At 58.9% G+C, this 24,955-nt stretch carries 37 protein-coding genes and 1 pseudogene; 17 read left to right on the forward strand and 21 right to left on the reverse strand.

Features of this window, described 5'->3' with window-relative positions; genetic code table 11:
* Positions 1-175: 175 nt before the first annotated feature.
* Positions 176-469: a hypothetical protein gene (locus U5K31_02760; GenBank protein ID MDZ7771650.1), complete on the reverse strand. Its 294-nt coding sequence runs from the start codon at positions 467-469 to the stop codon at positions 176-178.
* 446 nt (positions 470-915) lie between these two features.
* Here U5K31_02760 and U5K31_02765 point away from each other — a divergent pair, with 446 nt between their 5' ends.
* A complete protein-coding gene (locus U5K31_02765) occupies positions 916-1,548 on the forward strand; it encodes a sulfotransferase family 2 domain-containing protein (protein ID MDZ7771651.1) in 633 nt (210 codons plus the stop codon).
* Positions 1,549-1,682: 134 nt separating this feature from the next.
* Here U5K31_02765 and U5K31_02770 read toward each other — a convergent pair whose 3' ends face one another.
* Positions 1,683-1,808 carry a hypothetical protein gene (locus U5K31_02770; GenBank protein ID MDZ7771652.1) on the reverse strand — a complete coding sequence of 42 codons (126 nt, stop codon included), beginning with the start codon at positions 1,806-1,808 and terminating at the stop codon, positions 1,683-1,685.
* A 299-nt stretch (positions 1,809-2,107) separates the two neighbouring features.
* On the opposite strand from U5K31_02770, the gene U5K31_02775 reads away from it, so the two are divergent.
* The 5 genes and pseudogenes from U5K31_02775 (at position 2,108) to U5K31_02795 (ending at position 6,301) form a co-directional block, all read left to right on the forward strand.
* Positions 2,108-2,647, forward strand: a complete 540-nt coding sequence (locus U5K31_02775) for a DegT/DnrJ/EryC1/StrS family aminotransferase (protein MDZ7771653.1) — start codon at positions 2,108-2,110, stop codon at positions 2,645-2,647.
* A gap of 152 nt (positions 2,648-2,799) precedes the next feature.
* Positions 2,800-3,672: pseudogene (gene rfbA / locus U5K31_02780) on the forward strand (glucose-1-phosphate thymidylyltransferase RfbA).
* A gap of 262 nt (positions 3,673-3,934) precedes the next feature.
* Entirely contained in the window at positions 3,935-4,285 is a 351-nt protein-coding gene (locus U5K31_02785) for a hypothetical protein (protein ID MDZ7771654.1), read from the forward strand.
* 91 nt (positions 4,286-4,376) lie between these two features.
* Entirely contained in the window at positions 4,377-4,592 is a 216-nt protein-coding gene (locus U5K31_02790; protein MDZ7771655.1) for a hypothetical protein, read from the forward strand.
* Between the two features lie 149 nt (positions 4,593-4,741).
* On the forward strand, positions 4,742-6,301 hold the full coding sequence (locus U5K31_02795) for a hypothetical protein (GenBank protein ID MDZ7771656.1): 1,560 nt from the start codon (positions 4,742-4,744) through the stop codon (positions 6,299-6,301).
* A 12-nt stretch (positions 6,302-6,313) separates the two neighbouring features.
* On the opposite strand, the gene U5K31_02800 is transcribed toward U5K31_02795, so the two are convergent.
* Together U5K31_02800 and U5K31_02805 are read right to left on the reverse strand one after the other, a co-directional pair.
* Complete coding sequence (locus U5K31_02800; GenBank protein MDZ7771657.1) at positions 6,314-6,892, reverse strand: MFS transporter; 579 nt, start codon at positions 6,890-6,892, stop codon at positions 6,314-6,316.
* 37 nt (positions 6,893-6,929) lie between these two features.
* Positions 6,930-7,562, reverse strand: a complete 633-nt coding sequence (locus U5K31_02805; protein MDZ7771658.1) for an MFS transporter — start codon at positions 7,560-7,562, stop codon at positions 6,930-6,932.
* A 550-nt stretch (positions 7,563-8,112) separates the two neighbouring features.
* Here U5K31_02805 and U5K31_02810 point away from each other — a divergent pair.
* The gene (locus tag U5K31_02810; GenBank protein MDZ7771659.1) at positions 8,113-8,403 is read left to right on the forward strand and encodes a hypothetical protein; all 291 of its coding nucleotides are present in this window, start codon (positions 8,113-8,115) and stop codon (positions 8,401-8,403) included.
* Positions 8,404-8,472: 69 nt separating this feature from the next.
* Here U5K31_02810 and U5K31_02815 read toward each other — a convergent pair whose 3' ends face one another.
* From U5K31_02815 to U5K31_02885, 15 genes are all read right to left on the reverse strand, one after another.
* Positions 8,473-8,637, reverse strand: a complete 165-nt coding sequence (locus U5K31_02815; GenBank protein ID MDZ7771660.1) for a hypothetical protein — start codon at positions 8,635-8,637, stop codon at positions 8,473-8,475.
* 339 nt (positions 8,638-8,976) lie between these two features.
* Positions 8,977-9,930 (reverse strand): VWA domain-containing protein, encoded by a 954-nt coding sequence (locus U5K31_02820; GenBank protein ID MDZ7771661.1) that lies wholly within the window; start codon positions 9,928-9,930, stop codon positions 8,977-8,979.
* Positions 9,931-10,496: 566 nt separating this feature from the next.
* Positions 10,497-11,906, reverse strand: a complete 1,410-nt coding sequence (locus U5K31_02825; protein ID MDZ7771662.1) for a hypothetical protein — start codon at positions 11,904-11,906, stop codon at positions 10,497-10,499.
* Positions 11,903-12,289: a hypothetical protein gene (locus U5K31_02830; GenBank protein ID MDZ7771663.1), complete on the reverse strand. Its 387-nt coding sequence runs from the start codon at positions 12,287-12,289 to the stop codon at positions 11,903-11,905. The genes U5K31_02825 and U5K31_02830 overlap by 4 nt, the downstream gene beginning before the upstream one ends.
* A complete protein-coding gene (locus U5K31_02835) occupies positions 12,253-12,720 on the reverse strand; it encodes a hypothetical protein (GenBank protein MDZ7771664.1) in 468 nt (155 codons plus the stop codon). Before U5K31_02835 ends, U5K31_02830 begins: the two co-directional genes overlap by 37 nt.
* Before the next feature lie 49 nt (positions 12,721-12,769).
* Positions 12,770-12,970, reverse strand: a complete 201-nt coding sequence (locus tag U5K31_02840; GenBank protein MDZ7771665.1) for a hypothetical protein — start codon at positions 12,968-12,970, stop codon at positions 12,770-12,772.
* Between the two features lie 369 nt (positions 12,971-13,339).
* Positions 13,340-13,612, reverse strand: a complete 273-nt coding sequence (locus U5K31_02845; GenBank protein MDZ7771666.1) for a hypothetical protein — start codon at positions 13,610-13,612, stop codon at positions 13,340-13,342.
* Positions 13,613-13,688: 76 nt separating this feature from the next.
* Positions 13,689-13,994, reverse strand: a complete 306-nt coding sequence (locus U5K31_02850) for a hypothetical protein (GenBank protein MDZ7771667.1) — start codon at positions 13,992-13,994, stop codon at positions 13,689-13,691.
* A gap of 244 nt (positions 13,995-14,238) precedes the next feature.
* Positions 14,239-14,553: a hypothetical protein gene (locus U5K31_02855; GenBank protein ID MDZ7771668.1), complete on the reverse strand. Its 315-nt coding sequence runs from the start codon at positions 14,551-14,553 to the stop codon at positions 14,239-14,241.
* A gap of 93 nt (positions 14,554-14,646) precedes the next feature.
* A complete protein-coding gene (locus U5K31_02860) occupies positions 14,647-15,222 on the reverse strand; it encodes an SLBB domain-containing protein (protein MDZ7771669.1) in 576 nt (191 codons plus the stop codon).
* Positions 15,210-15,443 carry a hypothetical protein gene (locus tag U5K31_02865; protein MDZ7771670.1) on the reverse strand — a complete coding sequence of 78 codons (234 nt, stop codon included), beginning with the start codon at positions 15,441-15,443 and terminating at the stop codon, positions 15,210-15,212. Before U5K31_02865 ends, U5K31_02860 begins: the two co-directional genes overlap by 13 nt.
* Positions 15,440-16,291, reverse strand: coding sequence for an SLBB domain-containing protein (locus U5K31_02870; GenBank protein ID MDZ7771671.1), 852 nt, complete (start codon positions 16,289-16,291; stop codon positions 15,440-15,442). Before U5K31_02870 ends, U5K31_02865 begins: the two co-directional genes overlap by 4 nt.
* A 23-nt stretch (positions 16,292-16,314) precedes the next feature.
* Positions 16,315-16,896 carry a hypothetical protein gene (locus U5K31_02875; GenBank protein ID MDZ7771672.1) on the reverse strand — a complete coding sequence of 194 codons (582 nt, stop codon included), beginning with the start codon at positions 16,894-16,896 and terminating at the stop codon, positions 16,315-16,317.
* Between the two features lie 107 nt (positions 16,897-17,003).
* Positions 17,004-17,342, reverse strand: coding sequence for a hypothetical protein (locus tag U5K31_02880; protein ID MDZ7771673.1), 339 nt, complete (start codon positions 17,340-17,342; stop codon positions 17,004-17,006).
* A 24-nt stretch (positions 17,343-17,366) separates the two neighbouring features.
* Positions 17,367-17,885: an MBL fold metallo-hydrolase gene (locus U5K31_02885; protein MDZ7771674.1), complete on the reverse strand. Its 519-nt coding sequence runs from the start codon at positions 17,883-17,885 to the stop codon at positions 17,367-17,369.
* A 697-nt stretch (positions 17,886-18,582) separates the two neighbouring features.
* Here U5K31_02885 and U5K31_02890 point away from each other — a divergent pair.
* The 6 genes from U5K31_02890 (at position 18,583) to U5K31_02915 (ending at position 21,516) form a co-directional block, all read left to right on the forward strand.
* The gene (locus U5K31_02890; protein MDZ7771675.1) at positions 18,583-18,765 is read left to right on the forward strand and encodes a hypothetical protein; all 183 of its coding nucleotides are present in this window, start codon (positions 18,583-18,585) and stop codon (positions 18,763-18,765) included.
* Positions 18,766-18,888: 123 nt separating this feature from the next.
* A complete protein-coding gene (locus U5K31_02895; GenBank protein MDZ7771676.1) occupies positions 18,889-19,059 on the forward strand; it encodes a hypothetical protein in 171 nt (56 codons plus the stop codon).
* A gap of 495 nt (positions 19,060-19,554) precedes the next feature.
* Positions 19,555-19,986 carry a hypothetical protein gene (locus U5K31_02900; GenBank protein MDZ7771677.1) on the forward strand — a complete coding sequence of 144 codons (432 nt, stop codon included), beginning with the start codon at positions 19,555-19,557 and terminating at the stop codon, positions 19,984-19,986.
* A 2-nt stretch (positions 19,987-19,988) separates the two neighbouring features.
* Positions 19,989-20,309: an FAD-binding protein gene (locus U5K31_02905; GenBank protein ID MDZ7771678.1), complete on the forward strand. Its 321-nt coding sequence runs from the start codon at positions 19,989-19,991 to the stop codon at positions 20,307-20,309.
* Positions 20,302-20,439 carry a hypothetical protein gene (locus U5K31_02910; protein MDZ7771679.1) on the forward strand — a complete coding sequence of 46 codons (138 nt, stop codon included), beginning with the start codon at positions 20,302-20,304 and terminating at the stop codon, positions 20,437-20,439. The genes U5K31_02905 and U5K31_02910 overlap by 8 nt, the downstream gene beginning before the upstream one ends.
* A 675-nt stretch (positions 20,440-21,114) precedes the next feature.
* A complete protein-coding gene (locus U5K31_02915) occupies positions 21,115-21,516 on the forward strand; it encodes a GMC family oxidoreductase (protein MDZ7771680.1) in 402 nt (133 codons plus the stop codon).
* Between the two features lie 27 nt (positions 21,517-21,543).
* On the opposite strand, the gene U5K31_02920 is transcribed toward U5K31_02915, so the two are convergent.
* Together U5K31_02920 and U5K31_02925 are read right to left on the reverse strand one after the other, a co-directional pair.
* Positions 21,544-22,020: an HAD-IB family phosphatase gene (locus tag U5K31_02920; GenBank protein ID MDZ7771681.1), complete on the reverse strand. Its 477-nt coding sequence runs from the start codon at positions 22,018-22,020 to the stop codon at positions 21,544-21,546.
* Between the two features lie 8 nt (positions 22,021-22,028).
* Positions 22,029-22,157, reverse strand: a complete 129-nt coding sequence (locus U5K31_02925; protein ID MDZ7771682.1) for a hypothetical protein — start codon at positions 22,155-22,157, stop codon at positions 22,029-22,031.
* Positions 22,158-22,181: 24 nt separating this feature from the next.
* On the opposite strand from U5K31_02925, the gene U5K31_02930 reads away from it, so the two are divergent.
* The 4 genes from U5K31_02930 (at position 22,182) to U5K31_02945 (ending at position 24,463) form a co-directional block, all read left to right on the forward strand.
* On the forward strand, positions 22,182-22,625 hold the full coding sequence (locus U5K31_02930) for a UbiA family prenyltransferase (protein MDZ7771683.1): 444 nt from the start codon (positions 22,182-22,184) through the stop codon (positions 22,623-22,625).
* Positions 22,626-22,860: 235 nt separating this feature from the next.
* Positions 22,861-23,127: a hypothetical protein gene (locus tag U5K31_02935; GenBank protein ID MDZ7771684.1), complete on the forward strand. Its 267-nt coding sequence runs from the start codon at positions 22,861-22,863 to the stop codon at positions 23,125-23,127.
* A 97-nt stretch (positions 23,128-23,224) separates the two neighbouring features.
* A complete protein-coding gene (locus U5K31_02940; GenBank protein ID MDZ7771685.1) occupies positions 23,225-23,809 on the forward strand; it encodes a hypothetical protein in 585 nt (194 codons plus the stop codon).
* A 228-nt stretch (positions 23,810-24,037) separates the two neighbouring features.
* Positions 24,038-24,463 (forward strand): hypothetical protein, encoded by a 426-nt coding sequence (locus tag U5K31_02945; GenBank protein MDZ7771686.1) that lies wholly within the window; start codon positions 24,038-24,040, stop codon positions 24,461-24,463.
* Positions 24,464-24,955: the final 492 nt, after the last annotated feature.

Below are 24,955 nucleotides of genomic sequence, written 5' to 3' on the forward strand. Positions count from 1 at the left end.
TCTTGTTTGATTTCAATTATTAGGTTGCATTACAATTTTTTGTAACCAAATAGATTAAAAATTGGTCGCTCGTAGTTGTAAATCAGTTCAAGCAGTCGCTGAGGTGTAATATGCCCTGAAAGTTTTGGGAGTCGCATGCTAGCAGATTGATCTCGATCCATCGAATAAATGTGACTCAGTTTGTTTTTAGAATACCCCACTTTTTTAAAGCTTCAAATAATTCATTATTTAAATTTTCCATTTCGAGAAAAATTATATCGGATTTGGTAAGATCGGGTTGTCTTTTCCGCAGCAATTCCGAGGAATTTTTATAATACATCTGTATGAACTTGTCGGTATCGATGCCATATTCTACTTCATAACCCGATTGTTTCTTGTACTCTACACCCTCGATGAAGAAGGGTAGAAATTCACTGAAGGAGAGATCAGGAAATGCGGGATATTTCCTTTTAATTTCAGCCATATCCATGGCTGGGTATTTTTTCCACCAGCCGAAGTGATACAATGACACATATCGGTCGTAAGGATTACGTACGGAGAAGAGATTACAGGTTTATCCTGAAAGCGGTCGGGGAGATCCGTAATGAAATTTGTGCTGACTGGGAAATACACACAATTCTCCATTTCGGCATGCATCTGATTGGCGTGCGGTAAAATTTGTAGTAGTAAAAATCGCTCAAAAAGAAAAGTTTGTATAGTTCTCAGCAGTTCGACAAGTACGGGATGGTACATTTTCTGGAGGGCGCTTGTCACGAAAGTACCCCCCGTCTTACCCATGTGAAGAAATACGTAGTTTGTCCGTCAATACCATTGCGCGATCAATTTTGCAAGTTGGCTTCCGCATTTATGGCGCAGAAAACGAACTCAATTTGTACATTTTAGGTTGAATACCCAACACGTGACCATGCGTTGTCCATGCTGATATCGAGGGAACACCAGTTTATTTTTATTCATCTCTACAAGACAGCGGGAACCAGCATCAAGCAGGTATTGCGGCCCCTTATCGTGAACGGGTGGGAATGGGCGGCCGCGCGGGCGCTGAAAAAGCTCAAACTGCCGGTGCCGGCCTCCATGGATCCAACGCCCTATCCCGAGCACGCTACGGCGGCGGAGTTGCGGTCAGCCATGGGACCAGAGGCGTTCGACCGCAAATTCTCCTTCGCCTTCGTGCGCAATCCCTGGGACTGGCAGGTATCGTTGTATAAATACATGCTGAAAACTCCCGCTCACTTCCAGCATGAAAAAATCCGCCGAATGGATAATTTCAAAGAATACGTATTCTGGCGCTGCCAGGAGGAAGTGCGGCTTCAGAAAAACATGATCTGCTCGGAGGAGGGGGACGTACTGGTCGATTACGTGGGCCGGTTCGAGCGGCTGGAAGAGGACTTCGCGGAGGTCTGCCGACACATCGGCCTGCCGTCGCTCAGCTTGCCTCGCACCAACGTGTCCAATACCAGGCCCTATCGTACTTTTTACGATCGGGAGAGCCGGAAGTGGGTGGAGGAGGCCTTTGCCCCCGATATCGAGATGTTCGGCTATGAATTTTGAACTAAATGTTTTTCATTTACCCCCAAACAGGATTTGATTATGAGCATTTCCCTTTTTGACCCGTCACCGGAAATTTCCGAGCTGCGGGATGAGATTGACGAGGCTATTGGCCGGGTCCTCTGACCACGGGCAGTTTATCCTGGGTCCTGAAGTTCGGGCAGTTCGAGGAAGATGCCGCGGACTACCTGGGTGTCAGGCACGCTGTGGGCGTCAGACTCGGCACCGACGCCCTGGTGATCGCTCTGGAAGCCGCTGGGCATAGGGGAAGGGGATGAGGTGCTAACGAGTTCCATGTCCTCTCCGCCTCCGCCGAGTCGATCAGCCAGGTGGGCGCCAAGCCGGTATTCGTGGATATCGATCCCGACACCTATAACCTGGACGCAGCGGACGTGGAGCACCGCATCACCGAGCCGCACAAGGGCCGATCTGCCGGTGCATCTCTCGGCAGGCCGGCGCCTATGGGCGCTTGCGGGGCTGGCCGAGAAACATGATGCTCCGGATTGTCGAGGATTGCGCCCAGTCATTCGGGGCGGTCGACGACGGCGACTAGACCGGCGCCATGGGGGACCTGGGGTGCTTCTCCTTTTTCCCCACCAAGAACCTGGGGGGTATCGGCGACGGCGGCCTGATCACGACCGATGACGACGAACTGGCGGAAAAAGCCCGGATGCTGAGGGCACACGGGGCGCACGACAAGTACCGCAACCAGATGCTCGGGTACAATTCGCGCCTCGACACCATACAGGCTGCGGTGCTGGACGTGAAATTGAAACATATCGACGACTTCAACGCCGGACGGCGGAGGGTAGCCGAGCGCTATTCAGAAAGGTTGTCAGAGATCGATGAAATCGTCACGCCTCCTGTCACCGGCGGGCACATATTTCACCAGTACACCATTCGCGTCCGAAACGGCCGGAGGGATGCCCTCAAGGGCTACCTCAAGGAGAAAGGCATCTCCTCGAAGATCTATTTCCCCCTTCCCCAGAACGAACTGCCGGTCTACGAGGAGAAGGGATATCGCCCTGCCCCAGGCCCGCAGAATGTCCGAGGAGGTGTTGAGCCTGCCGATGTGGCCCCAACTGGAAGAGGAGGCTATTGACAAGGTGGCCAATGAAATAACGTCCTTCTTCGACCGGTAGCGCTGGAAACGGGAGATTTGCCGGGAATCTGCGCCGCTTGGCAGGTATGAGACAGAAAGCTTAAGTTCGGTCTTCACAAGATTTATGCAAATAAGACCCTGAGATGACGCCCATGAAGGAATTCGTACTGGCCGGCGGCAGCGGAACCCGACTCTATCCCATCACCAAGGGGGTTTCCAAGCAGCTGCTGCCGGTATACGACAAACCGATGATCTACTACCCGCTCTCGGTGCTGATGCTGGCGGGCATACGGGAGATCCTGGTGATTACCACGCCGGAAGACCGGCAGAGTTTTAAGAAGCTGCTGGGCGACGGCTCCGAGTGGGGACTGGAGCTGTCGTATAAAACCCAGCCCGAGCCCAAGGGCATCGCCCAGGCTTTTACGCTGGGAGCGGAATTTATAGGGGAGGACCCGGTATGCCTGATTCTGGGGGACAATATTTTCTACGGTCGCGGATTTACGGAATTGCTGCAGAGGGCGGCAGGCCGGCCGGGAGGGCGCCACGGTATTCGGCTACCAGGTGCGTGACCCCGAGCGCTTCGGCGTGGTGGCCTTCGACGAAGACCGCAAGGCCGTCTCCATCGAAGGAGAAGCCGGAGAAGCCCCGGAGCAACTACGCCGTCACGGGCCTCTATTTCTACGACAACCGGGTGGTCGAGATGGCTCGCGAACTGGAGCCCTCCACCCCGGGCGAGTACGAGATCACCGATCTCAACAAGGCCTACCTGGAGCGCGGAGAGCTGCATGTGGAATTGCTGGGCCGCGGTTTTGCCTGGCTGGACACCGGCACCCACGACGCTCTTATGGAGGCCGGGCAGTTCGTGGAGGTGATCGAGCGTCGGCAGGGCATGAAGATCGCCTGCCTGGAGGAGATCGCCTGGCGCAAGGGCTGGATCTACGGACCGGGAGGTCCTGGGGCGCGCCGAAGAGCTGGCCAAGACCTCCTACAGGGACTACCTGAAGGAGCTGGTCAGCCCGTCCTGAATCGCTGGCATTCCTGCACGAAGCTTTACGGGATGGTTGGAAGGGGCACTACGTGGTGAGCTTCCCAATACGCTATACCACCCGGCAAAACCGGAAGAGGACAGGGGGAGGTGGCAGGCGCTGCGGCACTACCTGGAAAAACCGGCAAACGGGGGCATAATTTTGCCATAGGCTGCAATCCAGCCGTTTGTTATTGAATCTCTATGGTATCCTGCGTACACTGCGCAAGCGTCAATTTCTTCTAAATATCATACTACGATCCGTGAGAAAATCATTTCAGGCCTGTCTGTTATCGCTTTTTTTGTGCCTGCCGTTGTGCGCCGCCGCCCAGAATTTCGGTGTAGGTTTCAGGGGAGGGACCACCGGGTTGGGTGCGGATGTGATCGGTTCCATCAACGAGTCGTTGAATGTCCGCCTGGGAGGCTCCTATTTTCCCTATTCGCATGACATGATCATTGAGGATGCGGACGTGGATGTGCGTTACGAGGGAGAGGTAAAACTGATGTCCTTGTCGGCCATTCTGGATTGGTACCCATCCCAATCGGCCTTCCACCTGAGCGGGGGGATAATCTCACAATGGTACGCAGGGCACCGCTACAGGTCTGCCCATTGAGAATTACGAATTCGGCTCGCGTACTTTCAGCCCGGATGAGCTGGGATCATTATCGGCGGAAGTGGGGTATGAATCGAACATCGCACCTTATGTGGGACTGGGATTCGGTAATCCTGTGCAAGGCAGCCGGGCCCTGGGATTGTTTGTCAGGCTTGGCGTGATGTACACCGATGCACCCCGCTTTGACATGCAGGGTGAGGGTTTGATCGCCCCGACCGCCAACCAGGACGAGGATATAGAGGAGGGCTTGCAGGATTTCAAATGGTACCCGGTACTTAATCTCGGATTTTCCGTAAAGATACGTTAACGCCATACCCTCAGATGCAGAACATGAAAGGACGGAAACCTACTTTTTTACCAGCTCGATACGCTGCATGACCGCTGCACTGCTGATGGTCGCCCTTGCGGCAGGGTGCGATACCACCCGGCTGAACAACGCCACTGGATGATTTCAACGTGGTTATCGGCCTTGATTCCGTCGAAACCACGGTATCGGGACAGTTTTTGGATGCCCGTACGGGCGAACTCATCGAACAGCCGCTCACCGTTACCTTCCAGGGACCCAACGCCGATGATGTGATCGACATGTTCAGCAAGCCCATGGACCGGCAGGAGATAGACGGCGGACTGGCCTCCTTCGGTTTGCGCAACAGCCTGAATTTGTCGGAGGAGTCGCCGGCCAGGGTAACCGTGGTGGCGGAGTCGGATGGATATATCCCTACCGGCCGGCCGGTCACGGTGAATTCGGAAGGGGAGACCACCTTTATCGTGTACATGATCGATCCCGGAAATCCGCCCGCGGGATCTGCCGTTCGCAGTGAGCGTAGCGGTGAGGCGGGATCGGACGGAACGGTTCAGCAGGATGTCACGGTAGGGTCCGGTACCGAACAGCAGAGCAGTGCCCGGGCCGCCATACAGCTCAGCCAGGGCACGGTGGTGCGTGATGCCGACGGCGGAACCCTGAGCGGTCCGCTGACGACCACGCTGGGCTATTTCAACAACAGCTCGGGCCCGTCCCTGAGGTCGTTTCCGGGCGGCGTGGAAACTCCGGAAGGGGAGAACCTGGTTACCGCCGGCTACACCTCCATTGAAATCGAGGAATCCGGCGGCAGCGAGGCGGCCACCTTTTCGCAGCCCGTGCAGCTTACCGTTGACCTTCCGTCCGGCATGACGAATCCCGGCACCGGTCAGCCCATTCAAGCCGGCGACGATATCGACATCTACAGCTACGATACGGACCAGGCCAAGTGGGTCCATGAGGGATCGGCCACGGTGCAGGGCCCCAGGGCCAACGGCAACTACTTCGTGGAATACCCGGTCGATCACCTGTCGTACTGGAGCCTGATTTTTCCCGGCGTCCCGACCTGCACCTCCGGCGCATCGATTACCATTAATCGCAGCGGGAACACGGGTCCACTCCAGGCGACCTTGCGTGCGGAGGGATTCAGCAAACACCTGACCATACCGGCGGGTGTCAGCACCATCTCTCTTCCCGATGACCTCAAGCTGGGCAGCGTACCGGCGCTCGATGCAACGCTGACCATTCGTACGGAAACGGGCGAGAGCACGCAGACGGGCAACCTGTGTTCCGGCAGCTTTAACATCGTTCTGGCGCAGGCACCGGACGAAGCGTCGGATGTTACGGGCAATGTCACGCTTCAATGTCCCAATACCGACGAGTATGTTCGCATGACCAGCATCCCGACCGCCACGGTGAAGTACCGCAGAACCGACGCTTCGGAGGGGACTACCTGGGATACGGCCACCGACCTGCAGTGGGACTATCAACGAAGAGGAGCACCGCCTGGATGGAGGCAGCTTTTCCGTGCAGGGCGTGACGGACGGGGCGGACTACGATTTCAAGATCTTCTACGACGGGGATACCTATACCCGGGAGGCCATCACGGTAACGGCCCCGGAGACCTCCTATACCGAAGTGGTCAGCGGGGACAGCTGCAGCTGAGGTTTTGCTCTAGCCGGCTGGCCGGCCTGGCTCTTCGGCGGCCCGTGCTTTAGCGGGCCCGTGCGTCAGCTTGCCTTGCTATTCGGCGGCAGATGCGGCCGGAGCGACAGGTAGGCCAGCAGGGAGCCCAAGGCGACGGAGATGACGGCCCAGGCCAGGATGGTCTCCATGGTAACGTTGCGGTCGAGCAGCCAGCCCATCAGCGCGGGACTCAGCGCGGTGCTCAACACCATGAGTGTGGCGAAAAGGGATCGCACGCTTCCGATGACCTCCTCCCCGTACCGCTCGGCCCACAGCGCCGACTTGATCGGGCTTCCGGCCCCCAGGGTGAGTCCCATAAGCGCCATGTAGAGGAAGGCCGACCAGTCGCCCGGGTGGTACCAGGCCACGGCCAGGCCTGCGCCGAGTGGCAGCAGGTGGTAGGGAAAGAGCCTGGCGGCGCTCCAGCGATCGATCAGGGGACCAATTCCGAGGGAACTCGTTATACGCGCGACGGCAAAGGCGGTAAAGGCTGTGGCCAGCAGGGCGGCCGTCCACCCGAATTGTTCGGCGATGGAGATCTGGTACAGAAAGAGTGCCGTCACCCAGAAGGAAGGCAGGATGACGGCGGGGACCAGCAGCCAGAAGCGGAGATCGGACACCATCTTCCGGTAAAAGGGGAAGGTAGGGCCTTTGGCTTTTTTATTGGACCCGTTTGCCCGGCCGTTTGCCCGTCCTTTGCCCGTTCCTTTGCTCCGCCGGGCGCTTCAGAACGACCGCCAGGAAGGGGATGAAAACGAAGGCGATGACTCCGGCAAAGATCAGCCAGATTTCCCGCCAGCCCAGGATGGTGAGCAGTCCTGCTATGAGCATAGGGAAAAAGGCCTCGCCCAGTGGGTAGCCCAGTCCCACGATGCTGAGGGCTTTACCCCTTCGGACGGTAAATTGACGGGCCATGGCGGTCTGGGCCGTGTGGCCGCTGAGTCCCTGTCCGGTGAGGCGAAGCAGCAGGAGGGCCGCGAAGAATACCGCCACATGCCAGGAGAGCGCCAGAAGAAGGCTGGCCGCCAGGAGTCCCCCGGCCACCAGGTAGCTGTAGCGTTTCAATGGCAGGCGGTCGATCCCGCCGCCCAGCCAGGGCAGGGTGGCTGCGCTTCCGAGGGTCGCCAGGGAGTAGAGGGTGCCGAAGGCGGCATTGGAAAGCTGAAAATCCTCCAGGAAATGGGGCACGAAGAGCGAAATGAGGAAGGTCTGGCCGAAGCTGGCAATGAAGGTGAAGGAGAGGCCGAAGGTCAGCATCCTTTTTTCCCGGAGGGCGAAGGCAAGATAGTTCACGGGAATGCGGCGGGGGGCTTGGGCGGGTAGCTGTTGATGATAATCACGTTCGTGGACGGCAAAGATAGGCTATTTCGCGGCTTTAATAAACCGGAATCGGTGGGCTATTTGGTCTGCCTCCGGGTAGTTGCTGACGCCCATCGACACCTACCAGGGAAAGCCAATCCTATGCCCGCCAGACTCTGGCACTGGTCGTATTTCCACGCCTGTAAGGCATCTTCCCATCTTGTGAGTCACATAGCCTGTATCAGGATTTTTGTTGTAATTAATTAACCTATAGATTAATTTGTTTTGAAACGTACCTGCTTTTGAGATAGATAGAAGCCAATCTGCACATAAAATACTGTATGTAGACGAGGCGAACGCGGAAGAGAAGCCAAGAGCCTGGATACCAGATTCAGGGAATATTATAAATCGGATCGGAGGGTATGAATATGATTTCGAAAGTTGAGGAATTGAAGCGCCGATTTCAGCGGCTCGATCAATTTGAAAGCAGGGAAGACGAAATTGAATATGCGGAAATGGTGTCCAGTGTTCAGCTTTCTGAGTGATGTCCAGCGGGAACTTGATAGAAGAAACTGGACTAGAAAGAGGCTGGCCGGGGAGATCGGAGTTTCCGAAAGCTATTTATCTCAAATTGTTCCATGGTGAAAAAGTGATCAATCTGGAAACCATGGTCAAAATTTCCAAGGCTTTGGATACTGAGTTTGAACTGAGAATCTCCCCGAAGAATCAGTCAAACGGTAAGAGAAGCCCATGGCTCAAATGGATCTTTGGATATGATCTCCCGGTAATGTTTAATAGTTGGGTAGCGGGTACGCTATTCAACGCTTACCGTTGAATAACATAGATTTTCAATATAAAGGAAGAAAGTAATCGATTTTCACGATATTGTAGCCGCATTTCGCCGTTACACCTTACCGGAAAACCCGTCCCGGAGCATATCTCCGCCCGGTGGCAGGACGTCCCCGACCTGATCGAGGAGTTGTTGCAGGCGGAAAAACAATTGTTCGAAGGAGACTTCGATACCGTTCTGGTCGATGCCCTTTTTGCCTTTGGATTCGTCTTCATCCATCCTTTTGCGGATTGGAACGGTCGTAATTCACCGTTATGGAAGAAAAATACAGGGAGTTGTTCGAGCTGTAGCCTGACGGCGATACGAAACTGGCGTTCTGCTTTCGTATCTTACCTGCGCATTCACGAATTCGATGCACGTGAAGCCGCAACCGAAAACCAATATTTGTTGAATGACGACCCTATCTATAGCAGACGAGACGAAACCGCTCCAGGAGGTCAGCCTGGACTGGATAGTCAGCACCATCAGCCGGAATCGGATCATGGATATCCGGAACTGCGTGGTGGTGGAGATTGAGTCGGAGAAGGTGGATCTCCGCCTGACTGCCAACTGCGAGGATCAGCGGGAGGCCACCTCTTCCAATGAGTTTGAAAGCCGCATCGTGTTTCTGTGGCAAGACCTGGTGTTGGGTGAAGGACGACCTGGATCCGCATGCGCTCTATGATTTTCTGAAGCGCATGGATCAATGGGTCGCCTATGAGCCCAAAAAATAGCCTTTTGGCGGGTTATCGTGGTCTGTCTCCGGTAGTTGCTGACGCCCATCGACACCACCAGGAAGGCCAGTCCTATGCCCGCCAGCCACTGGTACTGGTTCTTGTAGTCGGCGTACTCCTGGCTGGCGAATTCGCCCTGCTGCAGCTCGTCCAGCCTCCCCAGGAAACGGTCGATACTCTTACCGCCTGTATCGATGGCGTAGTACTCTCCGCCGCCCTGCCCGGCGATGTCGCGTAGCACCTGCGGCTCCAGCCGGGTGGTGACCACCTGTCCCTGTGCGTCGCGCTTGTTGCCGATGAGCGTGCCGCTCTGGTCATAGAGCGGGATGTTGGCGCCGGAGGTGGTGCCGATGCCCACCGTGTAGATGGAGACGCCCATGGAGGTCAGGGCATCCAGCTCCTCGCTGTAACCCTCCCCATGGTTCTCTCCGTCGGACATGATGAGCATCACCTTGGCGGCCTCGGTGGAGCCGCTCTCCTCGTCAATGGATTCAAAGGCCTGGCGGGCGGTTTCCATGGCTGCGCTGAAGTCGGTGGAGGTGGAGGGCATCTGGTCGGAATCCACGATGTCCAGGAAAAGACGCATGGCGGAGTAGTCCAATGTCATGGGGGTCTGCAGGTAGGCGTCACCGGTAAAGACCACCAGGCCCACCCGGTCGCCCTCCAGCCGGTCGACCAGCCGGGAAATTTCGTATTTGGCCTTGTCCAGGCGGCTGGGCCTGACGTCCTCGGCGTTCATGGAGGCCGACAGGTCCAGCGCCACCAGCAGATCCACGCCCTGGCGCTGCACCTCGCGCACCTCAGTGCCTAATTTGGGTCCCGGCGAGGGCGATAGCCAGGAAGAGGAGTCCCAGGTAGAGGCTGGCGGACCGGATGGTCTCGCCGGTGTCCCAGTAGCCGCGGCGCAGTTTTTCAAAGAGGCCGTCCTCGAAGTACTGCTCGCGCTTTTGGTGCAGCTTGCGGCGGTACCACCAGATGCCGGCCGCCAGGGCGGGAATGAGCAGTAGAGAACCAGAGGTAATGAATGTTTTGCCAGATCATGCTTTAAAGTCTAATAAGTCTAGTAAGTCTTAAAGTCTAGAAGTCCAGAAGTCGGAAGTACCGCCTCCCCCTTCTCTACCCCTCCCCCCAGAGGCTCTGAATATGGGTACCGAAAGTTGTGATTTTTTCACAAAAGCTAAATGGCCCATGGGCCATGTGCGCTTCCAGAAGCCGATTGGCGTTTCGGGATTTGTGATAAAATTCACAAATATCAGGTACGAAAAAATCACCCTGTGAGGGGTATACATGGTGCTGCATGAACAGCCTGTTCTGCTGTTTCCCTGAACTTTCTGTGCGGGCCGAAAATCAACGGCTGGTTTGGCATCAGTTGTCTTCGATTTCTTTCAATAGCTCGAAGTAGCGCTGGATGAGCTGCTGGTAGTCCTGCTTGAAGCGGGTGCGCTGGGGGTCGTTGAGCAGGCTGCGGATGCGGTTCTGCAGCTCTTCCAGGGTGACGTCGGGGGGCGTGGCGCGCGGGGCATCTTTAGCGGTGCTTGCCTCGCGCTCTTCCTTTTCTCCGCGCTCCTGCACCGCCTGCTGCGCGCTGAGCATGCGTGAGAGGATGTTCTGCTGGCGCTGGGCCACGTTGGCGTCGGTCTGTCCCCCGCGCATGTCGTTGATGCTCTGCTCCATCTGCTCGGACATGCGCTCCATCTCGCTGAGCACCTCGTCGCCGGGTTCCAGCACGCCGCTCTGCTGGAGCTGCTGAAGCTGCTCGCGTATCTGCCGCTGCTGGCGGGCAAGCTGGTTGAGGCGCTCCATCTGGTCCTGCGAGAGGCGGTCGCCGGCCATGTCGTTGATCATCTGCTGGAGCTGGTCGTTGAGCTGCTGCTGGTTCTGGCTCATGTTCTGCATCTGCTGCATGAACTGCTGCATGCTCATGCTGGCGCTCTGGCTTTGGCTGTTGCTGATCTGGTCCAGCAGCTGCGCCAGGGAGGAGGCCAGGTCGTTGATGCCGCCGAGGGACTCCCGCAGGGCGAAGGAGGCGTTGGACTTGTTGCGTTCGGCCAGGTAGGTGACGGCGTTCTCGAGCTGCCGCTCCACCTCCAGCTTTTTCTTGTTGATGGCGTTGGAGAAGCCGGGGATCTGCGTGGAGAGGCTGAAGAGGGAGTCGGATAGCTGGATAAAGTGCTGGCGTATGGAGCGCTGGGTGCGCGCCTGCTCCACGAAGGCCTGGCTGCGGTTGGCCAGGCGGTCGGTCTCCCGGGCCACCTCCTCCTGGTTGAGCGAAAGGTCGATGAGAGAGAAGAGTATGTACTGCCAGGCCGGACATGTTGATCCGCCGGCCCTGCTGGCTGATCTGCTGCCGTGCGCTGCGCATGGCGTCGGCCGTCTGCTGCATGCCCTGGCTGATCTGCTGTTGCTGCTGCTGAATTTGCTGCTGGCCTTCGCCGGGGGACTGCTGGCCTCCCTGCTGCTGTCCGGCCTGCTGCGCCCTGCTGCCATCCTGCTGGCCGCTGGCCGCCGGCCTGCGCCTGCTGTCGGCAGCGGCAGTCCCGGTGCCGTCCGTGGCGTGCTATCGGCCTGCATGCGCGCATCTGCTCCAGGTTCTCCTGCACCTGCGCGGCCAGGGAGTCCATGCGGGCGCCCTGCCCCTTGCTGAAGCTGTTCCACCTGCTCGCGCGCCTTCTCGGGAGCGTCCCGGTTGAGGGAGTCCACCTTCCCGCGCAGCCGCTCCATATCCTGCCTGGACAGCCTCCTGGCGCTGCACCTCTTCCCGGCCGGTTTGGTCATCGCTGGCTGAGTTCCTGCTCCTGTTTGGCCAGCTCTTCCATGGTATTGGCCAGCTTGTCCAGGTTGCTGTTGAGCTTGAGGCTGCGGAAAAGCTCCAGGGTGCGCTTGAGGCGCTCGCTGTAGAGCTCCTCGTTGAATTCGTAGTTCTCCAGCGCCTCACGCAGGCGGTCCTGGCTCATGCTGTCCATGGCCTTCCGAAGCTCTTCCATGGCCTGCCGGAAGGCGGGGTCGTCAATCTCCTGCATCAGCCGTTGCAGCTCCCGGTAGCTCTCGCGGGTCTCCGGTGAGACGGCGTCGCTCTGTTCCATCTGCCGGCGAAGGTCCTGGAATTTCCGGTTGAGCTCTTCTACCTGCTGCTGCATCTCCTCGCGCCGCTTCTGCATCTGGTCCAGGCTCTGTCGCTGCTCCCAGTTGGTCTGGGGATTCTCGCGGAGCTGCTGCCGGAAGCGGTCGAACTCCTCCTGCATCTGTTCGTAATTCTCGTTGATTTTCTCGAGGGACTCCTGAACGTCGGACTCCCCGCTCGGGAGCTCAGCTCCTCCATCGATTCGGTCACCGACGGAAAGCGGATGGTGACCGTGCGGGAGAGGCCCTCCTTGGGACCGTTGTCGGGGTCGTTGTCCAGCACGCGGATGCGGAAGGTGAGGCGGTCGCGGGGACCCGGCCCGAGGCGGGTGAGGTCCCATTCCAGGCTGCCGCTCTGTTGTTCGGGGCTCCAGTCCAGCGGCACGCTTCCGCTGGAGGGGCTGTCCGTGAAGGCCTTCTGCAGCTCCCAGTCCAGCGTGGCCGCCTGCAGCCCGAAATCGTCGCCCACCTCCCAGGCTACCTCCAGCGGCTGCGGCGTGCGCATCTCGGGATCGCCTTCAGGGGGCGGTGATCTCCGCCCAGGGGAAGCGGTCGCTGACGGGCTCCACGGTGAAGGAGAACCGGTTCTCGTTGGTCAGGCCGTTGGCGTCGGTGATGGCAAAGGAGAGGCTGTCGGGTCCGGCCAGGGTGAAGGCGTGCTGGAAGGAGGTGACCTCCTCCGGCTGCTGCTTCTCCGTTGCAGCATTTCCTGAGGCCATGAGAGCGATGGAGGTGCCCGGCTTGTTGGTGGCGCCCCGATGCGCAGCTCGGAGCCGTGCATGGCCTCGATGCGTGAGAAGGGGTAGCGGTAGCCGGTGGAATCCAGGCCTGTGTAGGTCGGGGGATCGACGGTTACGGAAAGGGACTCGAAGCGGGGGCGGAGCTGTACGTCCACGCGGTAGAGGGGGCTGCGGAAGCCGTCCATTTCCACGTAGTAGCTGCCGTCGGTCTGCAGCGTGACGCCCTCGAAGCGCAGGGTGTCGGAGGCGGCCGCAGGCCGTGCGCGGTCCGAGCTGGCGGAGCCCGTCCCGGCGGCCGGCGGGACGGCTGCGGTACTGCTGCTCCAGCGTCGGTCTTGAAGGCCAGGTTCACCCGCCGGTGGCACTCCCCGTGGAAAACCACCCGCGGTTCCAGGCGTGCGCCCTGTTCCAGGGTATGGTCGCCCGGGCAGCACAGTATAACTCGTAGGGATTGGGCTGCTCGTAGCTCTTCCAGAAATGCAGGGCGCGTCCGGCGGCGCTGCCGAAGACCAGCACGGCGGCCAGCAGGAGGAGCAGCGAACTTCCGGCGCCCAGGCCGGCGCGGCGCAGCAGGCGCTGGTTGGAGGAGGCCTTCAGGTAGGCTTCCAGCTCCGAGCGCACGCTGATTCGCGGTCCAGATCCTTCCAGGTTGGCGCGGATGGCGGCCTCCCGCAGGCGTTGGGAGGCGTCGGCGCGGTCAGGTGGAGCCGCAGGTCGCAGGGCGTGGCGCAGTACCGGGCAGGTTGCGGCGAGCTTGCAGAAGTCGAGGTAGAAGGAGCGGAAGCCGGTTACGCTTGCCGCCGCCGCATGAGCAGCCAGGCGACGTGCCCGCTGCGGTGACCGCGAACAGGGCGACGAGGGCGGTCTTGGCCCAGGCAGGCAGCCAGAGCTCGCTCTCCAGCAGGCTCAGCAGGGCGAATCCCGCCACCGGCGCCAGCAGGGTGAACAGGAGGGAGGCGGCCAGGTATTTCCGGCGCAGGCGTTCCCAGGCCCCGTGGAGCATCTTTTGCAGCTCCTCCAGACCGCCGCTGTCGCTATGTGGGTTCTGCCTGGCTCACAATGGATGCATTTCCTTAACGATGCTGTTAAGGCTAACGGCCCCATGTCTCTCGTGCGCGCGACCCTGTAATAAGATATGGAAATGGGACGATGCGCCAACCGGCGTACCGTCCCATCGCTGCAATGTGGGATCCCGAAGGTTTACCTCCCGAACACTCACCTCCCGAACACTCACCTTCCGCTTGCGGTCACCTGGAAATCTGGATGATGGTGGTCACGATCAGCGAGGCCGTGGAGACGATGGCCGAGTAGAGACTCACGCGCTCTTGCGGCGTCAGGCGCAGGGTCTCCGGTTTTTCGGGCACCACGATGGTGGCACCGGGACGCACCTCGGGGTAGTTGGTGAAGATGCCCAAGGGCCTTTTGGTCTGGGACACCTCCCCGTTGGCGTAGATCACGTAGCCCTTTTTGTCGCGAGCCAGCTCGGTAAAGCCGCCGGCCTGGGAGATATAGTCCTTAAAATTGCTTCGCTCGTCGTAACGCACGGTGGTGGGGTGCTGCACGCCGCGCTGGATGGTGACGCGGTCTGCAGGGTGCTGCGGGATGAACGAGGAGTCTGCCCGGTTCCAGGTAGAGGTCGTATCGGGAACGCGGGATTATCGCACCACCTCCTGCAGGTCGATACCCACCTGCACTTTCTGTGAGAAGGACACGCCCTGGCCGCCCATTTGGCCATCTCCGTTACCGTCTCCCTGGTTCCCGGCCACGGCCGCCAGACCGGTTCCCTGGGCCTGCCGCGCCATCTGGGCCTCCTGCTGGGTCTGATTCCTTTGACGGAATAGGGAGGCGCCTTCGATATAGGCCTCGGGGGTCAGTCCACCGGCCCGCTCGATCAAGTCGGAAATACGTTCGTTCTTGTCCGAGAGGGTGTATTTACCTGGGAAGCGGACCTGTCCCACGACTCTCACCTCCTGTTGCTCTTCGTAGTTGGGCAGCTCGCGCACATAGACCTGGTCGTAGGGCATCAGCTCAAACTGGGCTTCCTCGCCGGTCAATCCAAGGTCGGGATCCACCTCAAAGGTGAATACCTCGGCGATGCTGGTGCTGACCTCCTCCTGGTTCAGGTCGCGTATGCGCCGGGAGACCTCAATCTGATAGGGTGCGGCCGATTCGCGGAAGCCACCGGACCGGAAGATGGCATCCCCTAGGGTCATGCCGTTCACGAAGCGCATGGTATCGCGGCTCCATTACGGGTCCATTGATACGGACGGTGTGCGTCTTCACGCATCTCGAAGATGTTGTTGATGTAGATCACGTCCCGCTCCTGAAGCTCGATGTCGTTGGCGGAGGGGTTCTGCATCACCGCCTGCAGGTCGAAGGAGATAGCCTCGGTATCGAAATTATCCTGTTCCCGGTAGATGACGCCGCGGTTCATAAAGGCGTCTTCCTTCAACCCGTCGGCCCGTTCGATAAGGGAGTGGAGGGTGGTTCCCTCGGAGAGCTCGTATTTGCCGGGACGGTAGACCGCGCCCTTGATCTCCACCATATTGGCGAATCGGTCCAGGATCTTACCCGCGTGCACCGAGTCGCCCGATTCCAGGTCGAACATTGCCGAAGTTGGCCTGTCCCACGTCTGCTACGGTCCGCTCGCGGGGGGTATTGCCGATGACGGTCACCCGGTCGGTGTAGGCCTGATCCGTGAAATCGCCGGCAAATTTTATAAGATCGGCTATCGTTTTCGCCCTCTTCCACCTCGTAGAGGCCGGGGCGTTTCACCTGCCCTGAGATGGCCACGCGGTTGGTGTAGGGCTTGATCTGGATCATGTCCTGACTGCGTAGCAGGATGTCACCGGAACGGTCGCCGTTGATCAGAATATCGTACAGGTCGAAGGTGGCGGCCACCGAATCGCCGCGGATAATGTTGATGTGGCGAAAGCTCCCGTTGACGTTGGGTCCGGCGGAGGCGTAGAGCGCATTGAAGACCGTGGCCAGGGAGGGGAGGGTGTAGGTGCCGGGCATGGTGGACTCGCCCATGACGGTCACGTTAATGCTGCGGATCTGTCCCAGCGATACCTGCATGTAGGTATCCTTCTGATTTTCGTTGTCAGGGCTGAGTCCGCTATAGATGGTGCCCAGGCGTTCGTAAAGGCGCTGCCGGGCCTCCTCGATGGTCAGGCCGCTCAGCTGAACCGGTCCCAGGTTGTCGATCAGTACCATCCAGTCGGGTGAGACCTCCAGCTGATAGGTCATCTGCGCGGCGCCCCAGATATCTACGATGAGCTGGTCGCCGGTGGCGAGCACGTAGTCTTTCGGGTGTGGGAATGTTAAGTTCGGCCTGGAACGCGTTGCCCGCCCTGGCCCTGACCCTGGCCTTGCATGCCTCCCGTTTGCCCCTGGTCCATCTGGAAGCGTCGCACCTTGAACAGTTCATAGCCGTAGATACGGTCCCGCAGTTTCTGGTTGGCAAGGTTGGTCGAGTCTTGACGCGACTGATATTTGATCTGCTCAATGGTGCGGTAGAGGCGCAGGGAATCGATGCCTGTAGCGCCCCCGAATACGGTGTCAAATACGTTGTTTGCGGTTTGCAGGTCCAACCCGGAACGTTGCCGTCCCGTGGTCTGGTCTCCCGCCTGTTGCCCACCAAGTTCACCGCTCTGGGCGTCCTGCAGCCGGCGGCGTAGTTCAGCGGCTTGCGACTGTGGCAGACCCCGCTGGACGGCCAGCTGTACCATCTGGTCGATGGAGAGCCCCCGAGCCTGGGCGCTTTCGTAAATGGCCATAATGCGCTGGTCACTCAGATTGCCTACATCGGCGGTCTGAAAGTCGATGTTGCCGATGTTCTGCGCGGTCGCCGCGGAGGCCAGGCATAGCAGTGCGATTACGAAGAAACTCTTTATCAGTCGCATTAAGATTCCCTTGTTTTATGAGCGGTTGGAGTCCAGTGAAAAACTAAGCCACCAAATTAAGTAATTTTGAGGTAAAAAGAATATGGGGATTTGGCCTTCCTGCTTGCCTAAAGCTCGTTCAGGTGCAGTTTTTGATCTACCTCGTATTTGTTATTGTTTTTGCGGACGGTGATCAACTCCTCGGCGGCGTCGTGCTCCAGGTAGAGGTGCCAGCCGCCGGCCGCGGCGTTTTCCAGAAAGGCCTCTTTCTCGCCGAGGGTCTGCACGGGATGCATGTCGTAGCCCATGACCCAGGGCAGGGGCACGTGTACGTGGGTGGGGATGAGGTCAGCCATGAAGACCAGGGTGGTGCCGCCTCCCTCGATCTTGGGCAGTTGCTGGGAGATGGTGTGGCCGTGCACCGGGATGGCGGAGAGGCCGGGCTCGTACTCATGGTTTTCCTCCACCAGGTTCGAGCCGGCCGGAATTTTTCAGGGACGCCGGTTTTCCTCGAAGAAGCTGGCGGTTTCTCGCTTGTTGGGATTGTTGGCCGTTTCCCAGTGCTTGGCGGTGACGTGAAATTGTGCCGCGGGGAAGATGACTTCGGCGGTATTCTCCCCGCCCTCGACCCATTGGGTCGTGCCCCCGCAGTGGTCGAAGTGGAGGTGCGTGAAAATGACGTCGGTGATGTCGCCCAGCCCGAAACCGTGGGCTTTCAGAGAGCCTTCCAGGGTGCTGTGATTGTGATCCACCTCGTAGATCTTCTCCATCTTCTCGCCGAACTTGGTGCCGATGCCGGTGTCCACCAGGTAACGGCGGCCGGTGTTCTTGGATTCGATCAGCAGGCAGCGCATGGCCATGGGGATGCGGTTCTTCTCGTCCACCTCGATCTGCCGTGACCAGAGGGTTTTGGGCACCACCCCGAACATGGCGCCGCCGTCCAGCCGGAAGCGCCCCGTTTCGATGGTGTAGAGGTGGAAGGGGCCGATTTCGGTGTGGGAGAGGCTCATGATGTGTTGCGCTAATCGGTTAGTTTTTTCAAATCGTTCAAATCGGAAGGGCGGCCGGTTGCTCTTTTATTGATTCGAAGTTGTTCCTTGCCAATTGCGTACTGCGCTATTATACACTATCTGAGCTCTATTGTCTAACGGTTGGATGGCTAGCACGTGGGGAGGGGGTACTCCGCAAATGGGGCCGATAATGCAGGTTGATATTTGTGATTTTCACAAATGACTTTTGACGGAAGGGTGCGTGGAGCATGTATACCCACTTGGGTCCGCGAACATTTGTGAAAAAATCACAAATATGGAGGGCCCTATTTGGTCACCATGGGAGCCCCCAATGAACCTCATGCCCCATGCCCCCGAATGGCCGCTCAGCCGCATGGTCCCACACGTCCCCACATGCCCCCATGCCGCTCATGCCCGCCTGACATTTCTCCGGCGTTGTTGAACAGTTGTGCTAAACCGGTCAAACATTCGATTCATCTTTTATAATTGGTGTCAAATTGGTTCCTTTGTATTGCGAGTTTCCACTGGCGTTCTACGTGCCCAATACCTCCAGGAGGCCATCACCGTGATTATGCAAGATGCCGAGAGCAGTTATTCGGCGACATAAACTGGCTTGTACTTCGCCGGCCGGACTGGCCCGATATGGATTGCTATGCCTGCTTTATCTTATTTTCGGACATCCAAGCGCCGACGAGGGATGGTATCTCAATGCTTCACAGCTGACCATGGAGGGACTCGCACCTATCATGACTTCGCCTTCACCCAGATGCCGCTGTTGCTATATCTCTATGGGCTTGTGCTGGAACTGGGCGGATCGGAGATGTACCTGGGACGCGTGTTTTCGGCCGTTTGCTCCATGGCCTCCATGGCTTGGGGGTGAGCATTGCGGGGCGGCACGCAGGCGAACGAGCGCGGCCCCTGACCGCTTTGCTTCTGTAGCTTTACTTTCGGCATCTATTATCTCGCACTGGTCAAAACCTACGCCCTGCTGAGCCTGCTGATTATGCTTGCGCTGTATGTGATGAATGCGGGCATGGATGAGCGCCACGCGTGGTTTCTGGTCCTGCTGTTTGCGTTTCTGGCGGTGACGGTGCGGCTTTCGGCCCTCGCGTTTTTCCTGCCTGTAGCTTCTTACGCGATCTGGAAGGCGATCGACTCTCCCCGTCCCGCCTGAACCTGGCGCTGCGGGCCGGTTTCTGCGTGGCGCTGCTTGCGGGTTTCGCATGGTATGTATATCCCTGGACGCCCGTGGTATGGTGGAATATCCTGGGCTATCACATGGCCCAGTGGGGAGACGCCGGCCTGGCAGAAAAATTGGCAAGCATGGCGGCCCATCGTCTACCCTCTTTTGTGGCCTTCTATGATTATTACCTATTCCTTGCGATTCCCCCGCTGGTGCTGGCGGTGTGGGACCAGAAGCTGCGGGATAGCCTATGCGCCTTCCTGCGAAATCGTCCGGAGCTGGGGATTGGGCCGGGGCCATCCTGCTTCGTTGCTCTGAGCCATTTTCCCGCGCGGGGATGGCATCTGGAACATCTCGTTCCCTCCATCGCGGCCCTGTTGCCTCTAGTGGCTATCGCCTACGACCGCCTGCTGGAAAGATACCGGGCGTCGGCCGGCGGTCTCATCCTGGCGGGGAATTCTGGCGGTAGCCCTGCTGGTGGCCCCCATGCGCCACAACGTGCAGCACCTGGATCTTTCCGGCGACCTTCCCCTGGAGGAAATACGCACCCTGGGGGAGAAGGTTGAACGTCAGTCAGACCCGGGAGAACGTCTCTTGGTATTGGAAGCCATGTGGCTGGTGGTGGAGGCGGACCGTTCCACGCTGCCAGGCATGTCCATGGCACATTTTTCCTACCTGGAGATGGAGCGGGAGCGGGCCCGGAGGCTGGGTTACGTGAACGGTGAAATACTCCTGGAGTACATCCACGAGTCCCGGGCGGAGCTGGTTATCCTGACCGACCGCGACTGGGGACTCTTCCGGCAAAGGGACGTGGCCGGGCAGGTCCGCCGCGGCCTGTCCAAAGGCTATCGCCTGGAAAGCAGCCGCCGGATCTTGGGCCGGGGCAACAGTCTCATTGAGATCTATAAACGACTCTGAGAATGGTTATCGATCTGAAAACCGATCCGGTTCCCGAACTGCAGCCCTATGATGTCTGCATTGTCGGGGCAGGGGCGGCCGGCATCACTATAGCCCTGGGGCTGGCGTCAAGTTCCCTGCGCGTGTGCCTGGTGGAGAGCGGCGGGTTTGAACCTTCGGAGGAGACGCAGAATCTCTACACGGGAGAAACCGCCGGCAATCTGCGGGGGAGGGTTATCTGCGAGGTACCCGGCTTCGCTATTTCGGGGTACTCCAACCACTGGGGAGGCTGGTGCCGTCCCCTGCGATCCCATCGATTTCGAGAAGCGTTCCTGGGTGCCTGACAGCGGCTGGCCCATCGACCGGGCCGAATTGGAACCCTGGTACCGGGAGGCCGAGCGCCTGGTGGAGATCCGTCCTTTTCCCTCGCTGTCCAAAAGGGGGCACCTGGACCAGCGCGCGGCATCGCTTTGACGGCATGCGCACGCCCTGGTTCCAGTCGAGTCCCCCCACCCGGTTTGGTGACCGTTACCGCCAGGAGATCGTAGAAGCGGAAAACATCGACCTCTTCCTCAACGCCAATGTCACCGGTTTCAGGTTGGGGGAGAACGCCAGGCGGGTCGAACGACTGCCGGTGCGATCGCTGAATGGGAAAGCGATGGAAATCCGAGGCCGCCCGCACCGTGCTGGCCTGCGGAGGCATCGAGAATCCCCGCCTGTTGTTGAACTGCACCGAGGGGCCGCCAGGCGGACTGGGCAACGGGCATGGGCTGGTGGGCAAATACTTTATGGAACACCCCCATTACGGCGGGGCAGGGCTGGTCCTGGTATGGGACGCTCGGATCATACGCTGGGGTCGGTGGCGGGAATTCCGCCTGCATAACCGCGAGGATGTTCCCCGGACCCGCTTTTTTGCCCTGCAGGAAAAGACACAGCGGGAGGAGGAGCTGCTGAATATTTCCTTCCAGTTTCGCCGCCTGCTTTCTCTCTCCGATCCCGGGCTGGGAGAGCGGGAGACTTCCATGGCGAGGGCGGTGGCCCGGCTATCCGAACAGACCCAGGTGGAGCTGTCGGACTGGGGACCGGCTTACCGGGCTTCGACTGACCGACCAGGCCCAGCTTTTTACCTGTTACGTCCGCGCGGAGCAGATACCCGACGCCTCGAACGCCGTGAGGCTCACGGGGGAAAAGGATGCGCTGGGATTGCGAAAAGTCCGCCTTGCCTGCCGGGTGTCGTACCGCGAGGCGGACAGCTACCGCCGCTCGCTCCGTCTGCTGGCCGGCGCGCTGGGCAGGGAGCGGATGGGGCGCCTGCGTCTGGATCTGGACAGGGCAAGCCGGGTGGATGGCGGGGCCCATCACATGGGAACTACGCGGATGAGCGCGCACCCGGGAGAGGGGGTGGTGAATCCCGACTGCCGGGTTCACGGTATGGATAATCTATATATAGCGGGCAGCTCGGTTTTTCCAACTTCCGGCTTCGCCCATCCCACCCTGACCCTGGTCGCTCTTGCAGCCAGGCTGGCGGATCATCTCAGGAAGAGCGCCTGACACGGTAGAACAAGAAGCAGATGCGAGCTATTGAAAGGGTTTGTAATGCGACTCGTCGGCCAGATCAAGAAGCTGGCGGTCGCCCTCGCTGTCTCCGTAGGCGATGATATGGCAGGCGTCCAGATCGGGTATGAGCGACCGTAAGCGGGCCGCTTTTACCTCCCCGGAACAGTTCCGGCCCTCCAGTCCGCCGGTAATACGGCGGCTGTCCCGGCGGATCGAAGAGCAGATTACATGGTGAAAGGAGTGGCTAACGCCCCACGGTTTGACGTACAGATCGGGCGAGGCGCTAATCAGCACGAGGGTATGGCCGGCGGCGCGATGATCGGCTATGCGATCGAGGGCGGCCGGTCTCAGCAGGCCGGGCAGGACTTCGTTGAGAAAGAATTGGCTTGCCTGATCAACCGTGCGAGTCGACTTACCCCTGAGAAATGTATCCAGTAATTGATTTTTGGCTTTTTCGTTGCTAACTATGCCCAGGCCGTAGGCCAGCAACCAGGGCATGCACCTGGTCATCCCGGCGAAAAACTCAACGGGTGAGCTTTGAGATGCCACAGCCAGGGCAGGAGGGTATCGCCGCTGGTTATGGTACCGTCAAAATCGAAGACGGCGAGGACCTCTTTGGTATCGTTTACGGGCATGGTTAACAAGCGTTCATAGGGATTATGGCAAATCACGAACATTCCGGGATGGAGGACCGATCCTCGGCGGGGGACCGCCCTCAATCCCTGCCGCGCCTGCTGCTCCGGGAGCTTCGCCTCCACCAGTGGGTCAAGAATGTACTGGTTTTCCTGCCCTTTATCCTGGCTCACGAGTGGGATATCACGGGAAAGTGGATATCGGCCGTCTATGCGTTTTTCTCCTTCAGCCTGGTGGCCTCCTCCGTATATGTGGTCAACGACATCTGGGACCGTGAAGCGGACCGCCGGCATCCCACCAAGAGATATCGCCCCATTGCGTCCGGTGCGCTCAGCCTGCGGGTCGCCTGGATCACCGTGCCCATCGTGTTGCTGGGGGGGCTGTCGCTGGGCTGGTTTCTCATTTCCCGAAATTCGCCGGCGTTCTGCTGCTCTACGGGCTGGTTAACTGCAGCTATACCTTCTACCTGAAGCGCAAGGTCATGCTGGATGTGCTGATCCTTGCCGGCCTCTACACGACCCGACTGTATGGAGGGGCCGTTGCCACACAGGTTGAAATAAGCGAGTGGCTCATGGATTTTCCTCTTTTTCTTTTTTCTGAGCTTGGCGCTTATCAAGAGGTATACCGAGCTCATGGACAGGAAAGAGCGACGATGCGGGCATTCGCAGCAGCAGGGGTTACGAGGCGGGGGACCTGAACCTCCTGATGTCTACCGGGATTTCGTCCGGCCTGATATCGGTGCTGATCTTCGCCCTCTATCTTAACAGCGAGACCGTTCGGAAGATGTACGTTTTCCCGCCCCTGCTCTGGCTTATCACGCCCGTGCTTATCTACTGGATTATGAGAATGTGGAGCGTGGCCATACGCCGGAACATGCACGACGATCCGGTGGTGTTTGCCGTCAGAGACTGGGTCAGCGTGTCGTGCGGCGTGCTGATCCTGGCGCTCCTGTTTCTTTCCACCCAGCTATGAGGCTATTGACCACCCGTAATCCGAGTGAACGCCCAAGTGAACGCCCAAGTGAACGCCCAAGCAGCAACTCCCACGTCAACGCCCAAGCTGAACGCCCATGATCATTGACCTCAGAGAGGACGAGGTACCCGAACTGGAGACCTACGATGTGTGTATCGTCGGGGCCGGAGCCGCAGGCATCACCCTGGCCAGGGAGTTTGCGGGTGGTAACCTCAGGATTGCGCTGGTGGAAAGCGGTTCCTTCACCCAGGAGCAGCAGGTGCAGCAACTGTATGAGGGCGAGGCGCAGGGCGAAATTCCGGGCGCCGACTCCTACCTGAATACCTCCAGGCTTCGCTATTTCGGGGGAACGACCAACCACTGGGGAGGATGGTGCAGGCCGCTGGATGCCATCGATTTTGAGGAGAAAGCCTGGATGCCCTACAGCGGCTGGCCCATTTCCAGGGACGACCTGAATCCCTATTACCGGAGGGCGGAAGAGGTCGTCGAAATCAACTCTTTCGAGCCGCTGGACCAACTTCAGTACACATGGTCGGACCAGCACCGGAGGAACACGACATTCGCGCGCCCCTCTTCCAGGAGAGTCCTCCCACCAAGTTCGGCCAGAAGTATCGATCTGAGATCGTCGACGCCGGGAATATTGACGTCTTTCTTCACGCCAATCTCACCAATCTCAGGCTGACGGAGAATGCCTCGCGGGTCAGCCACTGCCTGATTCGGTCCCTGAACGATAAGGAAGCTACGCTGGAGGCCCGCAAGCTGTAGTCCTGGCCTGCGGGGGCATCGAAAACCCCCGCATCCTGCTCAATTGCCGCGACACCGTCTCCTCCGGCATCGGAAACGAGGAGGGACTGGTGGGCAGGTTTTTTATGGACCATCCCCACTACAGCGGCGGCGGGATGTGCCTGGTGTGGGACACCCTGAAGTCGGAACGTCTGGGCAGGTGGAGGCTTTCGATCCGCACACACGCGACGGGGTCACCTGTTTCCGGGTTTTTTCCCTGAGTGAGGAGCGGATGCGCGAGGAGCAGCTCCACAACATGTCCATTCAGTTTCACCGTGCGCTGGGCCTCGACACCGACCAGCTTGACGAGGAGGAGCGCAGGTTTACAGGCGCTCTGGCCTCCCTTTCCGAGAAGGTGTTTGCAGAGAGGTCCATCGTGGATCGCCTGACGGGAATCGGGCTATTGGACAAGGCGCAGCTCTACACCTGTTTCGTCCGGACCGAACCGGCCCCGTCTGCATCCAATCTTGGTGGAACTGATCGACGAACAGGATGCCCTTGGCATGCAGAAAGTCCGCCTCTCCTGTTCGGTTTCCTCCGCGGAAATTGCTAATTACAGGAAATCCCTCTCCATCCTGGGCAACGTGCTCGGCCTCATGAGGGAAGGGCGGTTCCGGGTTGACCTCAGCAGTGAAAGCAGGGTGGGGGGAGGCTATCACCACATGGGTACCACCCGGATGAGCGAGGGGCCCGGCGAGGGCGTGGTGGACCGGAATTGTAAAATCCATAATGTGGATAACCTCTACGTCGCGGGAAGCCTCCGTTTTTCCGACCGTAGGATTTGCCAATCCCACGCTGACCATCGTGGCGCTGGCCATCAGGTTATCCGACCATCTGAAAGGGGAGCTCAATCATGGCTGAATCTGATACCTTAAGCAGGCGAAAATTTCTTCTGATATTACTTGGGCGCGGCGGGACTCTCTTGCCGGGGATGCTCCTGCGTTCGTCCTCTCTCCCGGGAGACCCTTGAGCGGCTGGAGGAGGGCCTGGATGGAGGAGGAGTTGCTGAAGAATTTTTCAGGTCTATCGGCAGGAATCTGCAACA

It is taken from the genome of Balneolaceae bacterium, assembly GCA_034521445.1.
Taxonomy (GTDB): domain Bacteria; phylum Bacteroidota; class Rhodothermia; order Balneolales; family Balneolaceae; genus JAXHMM01.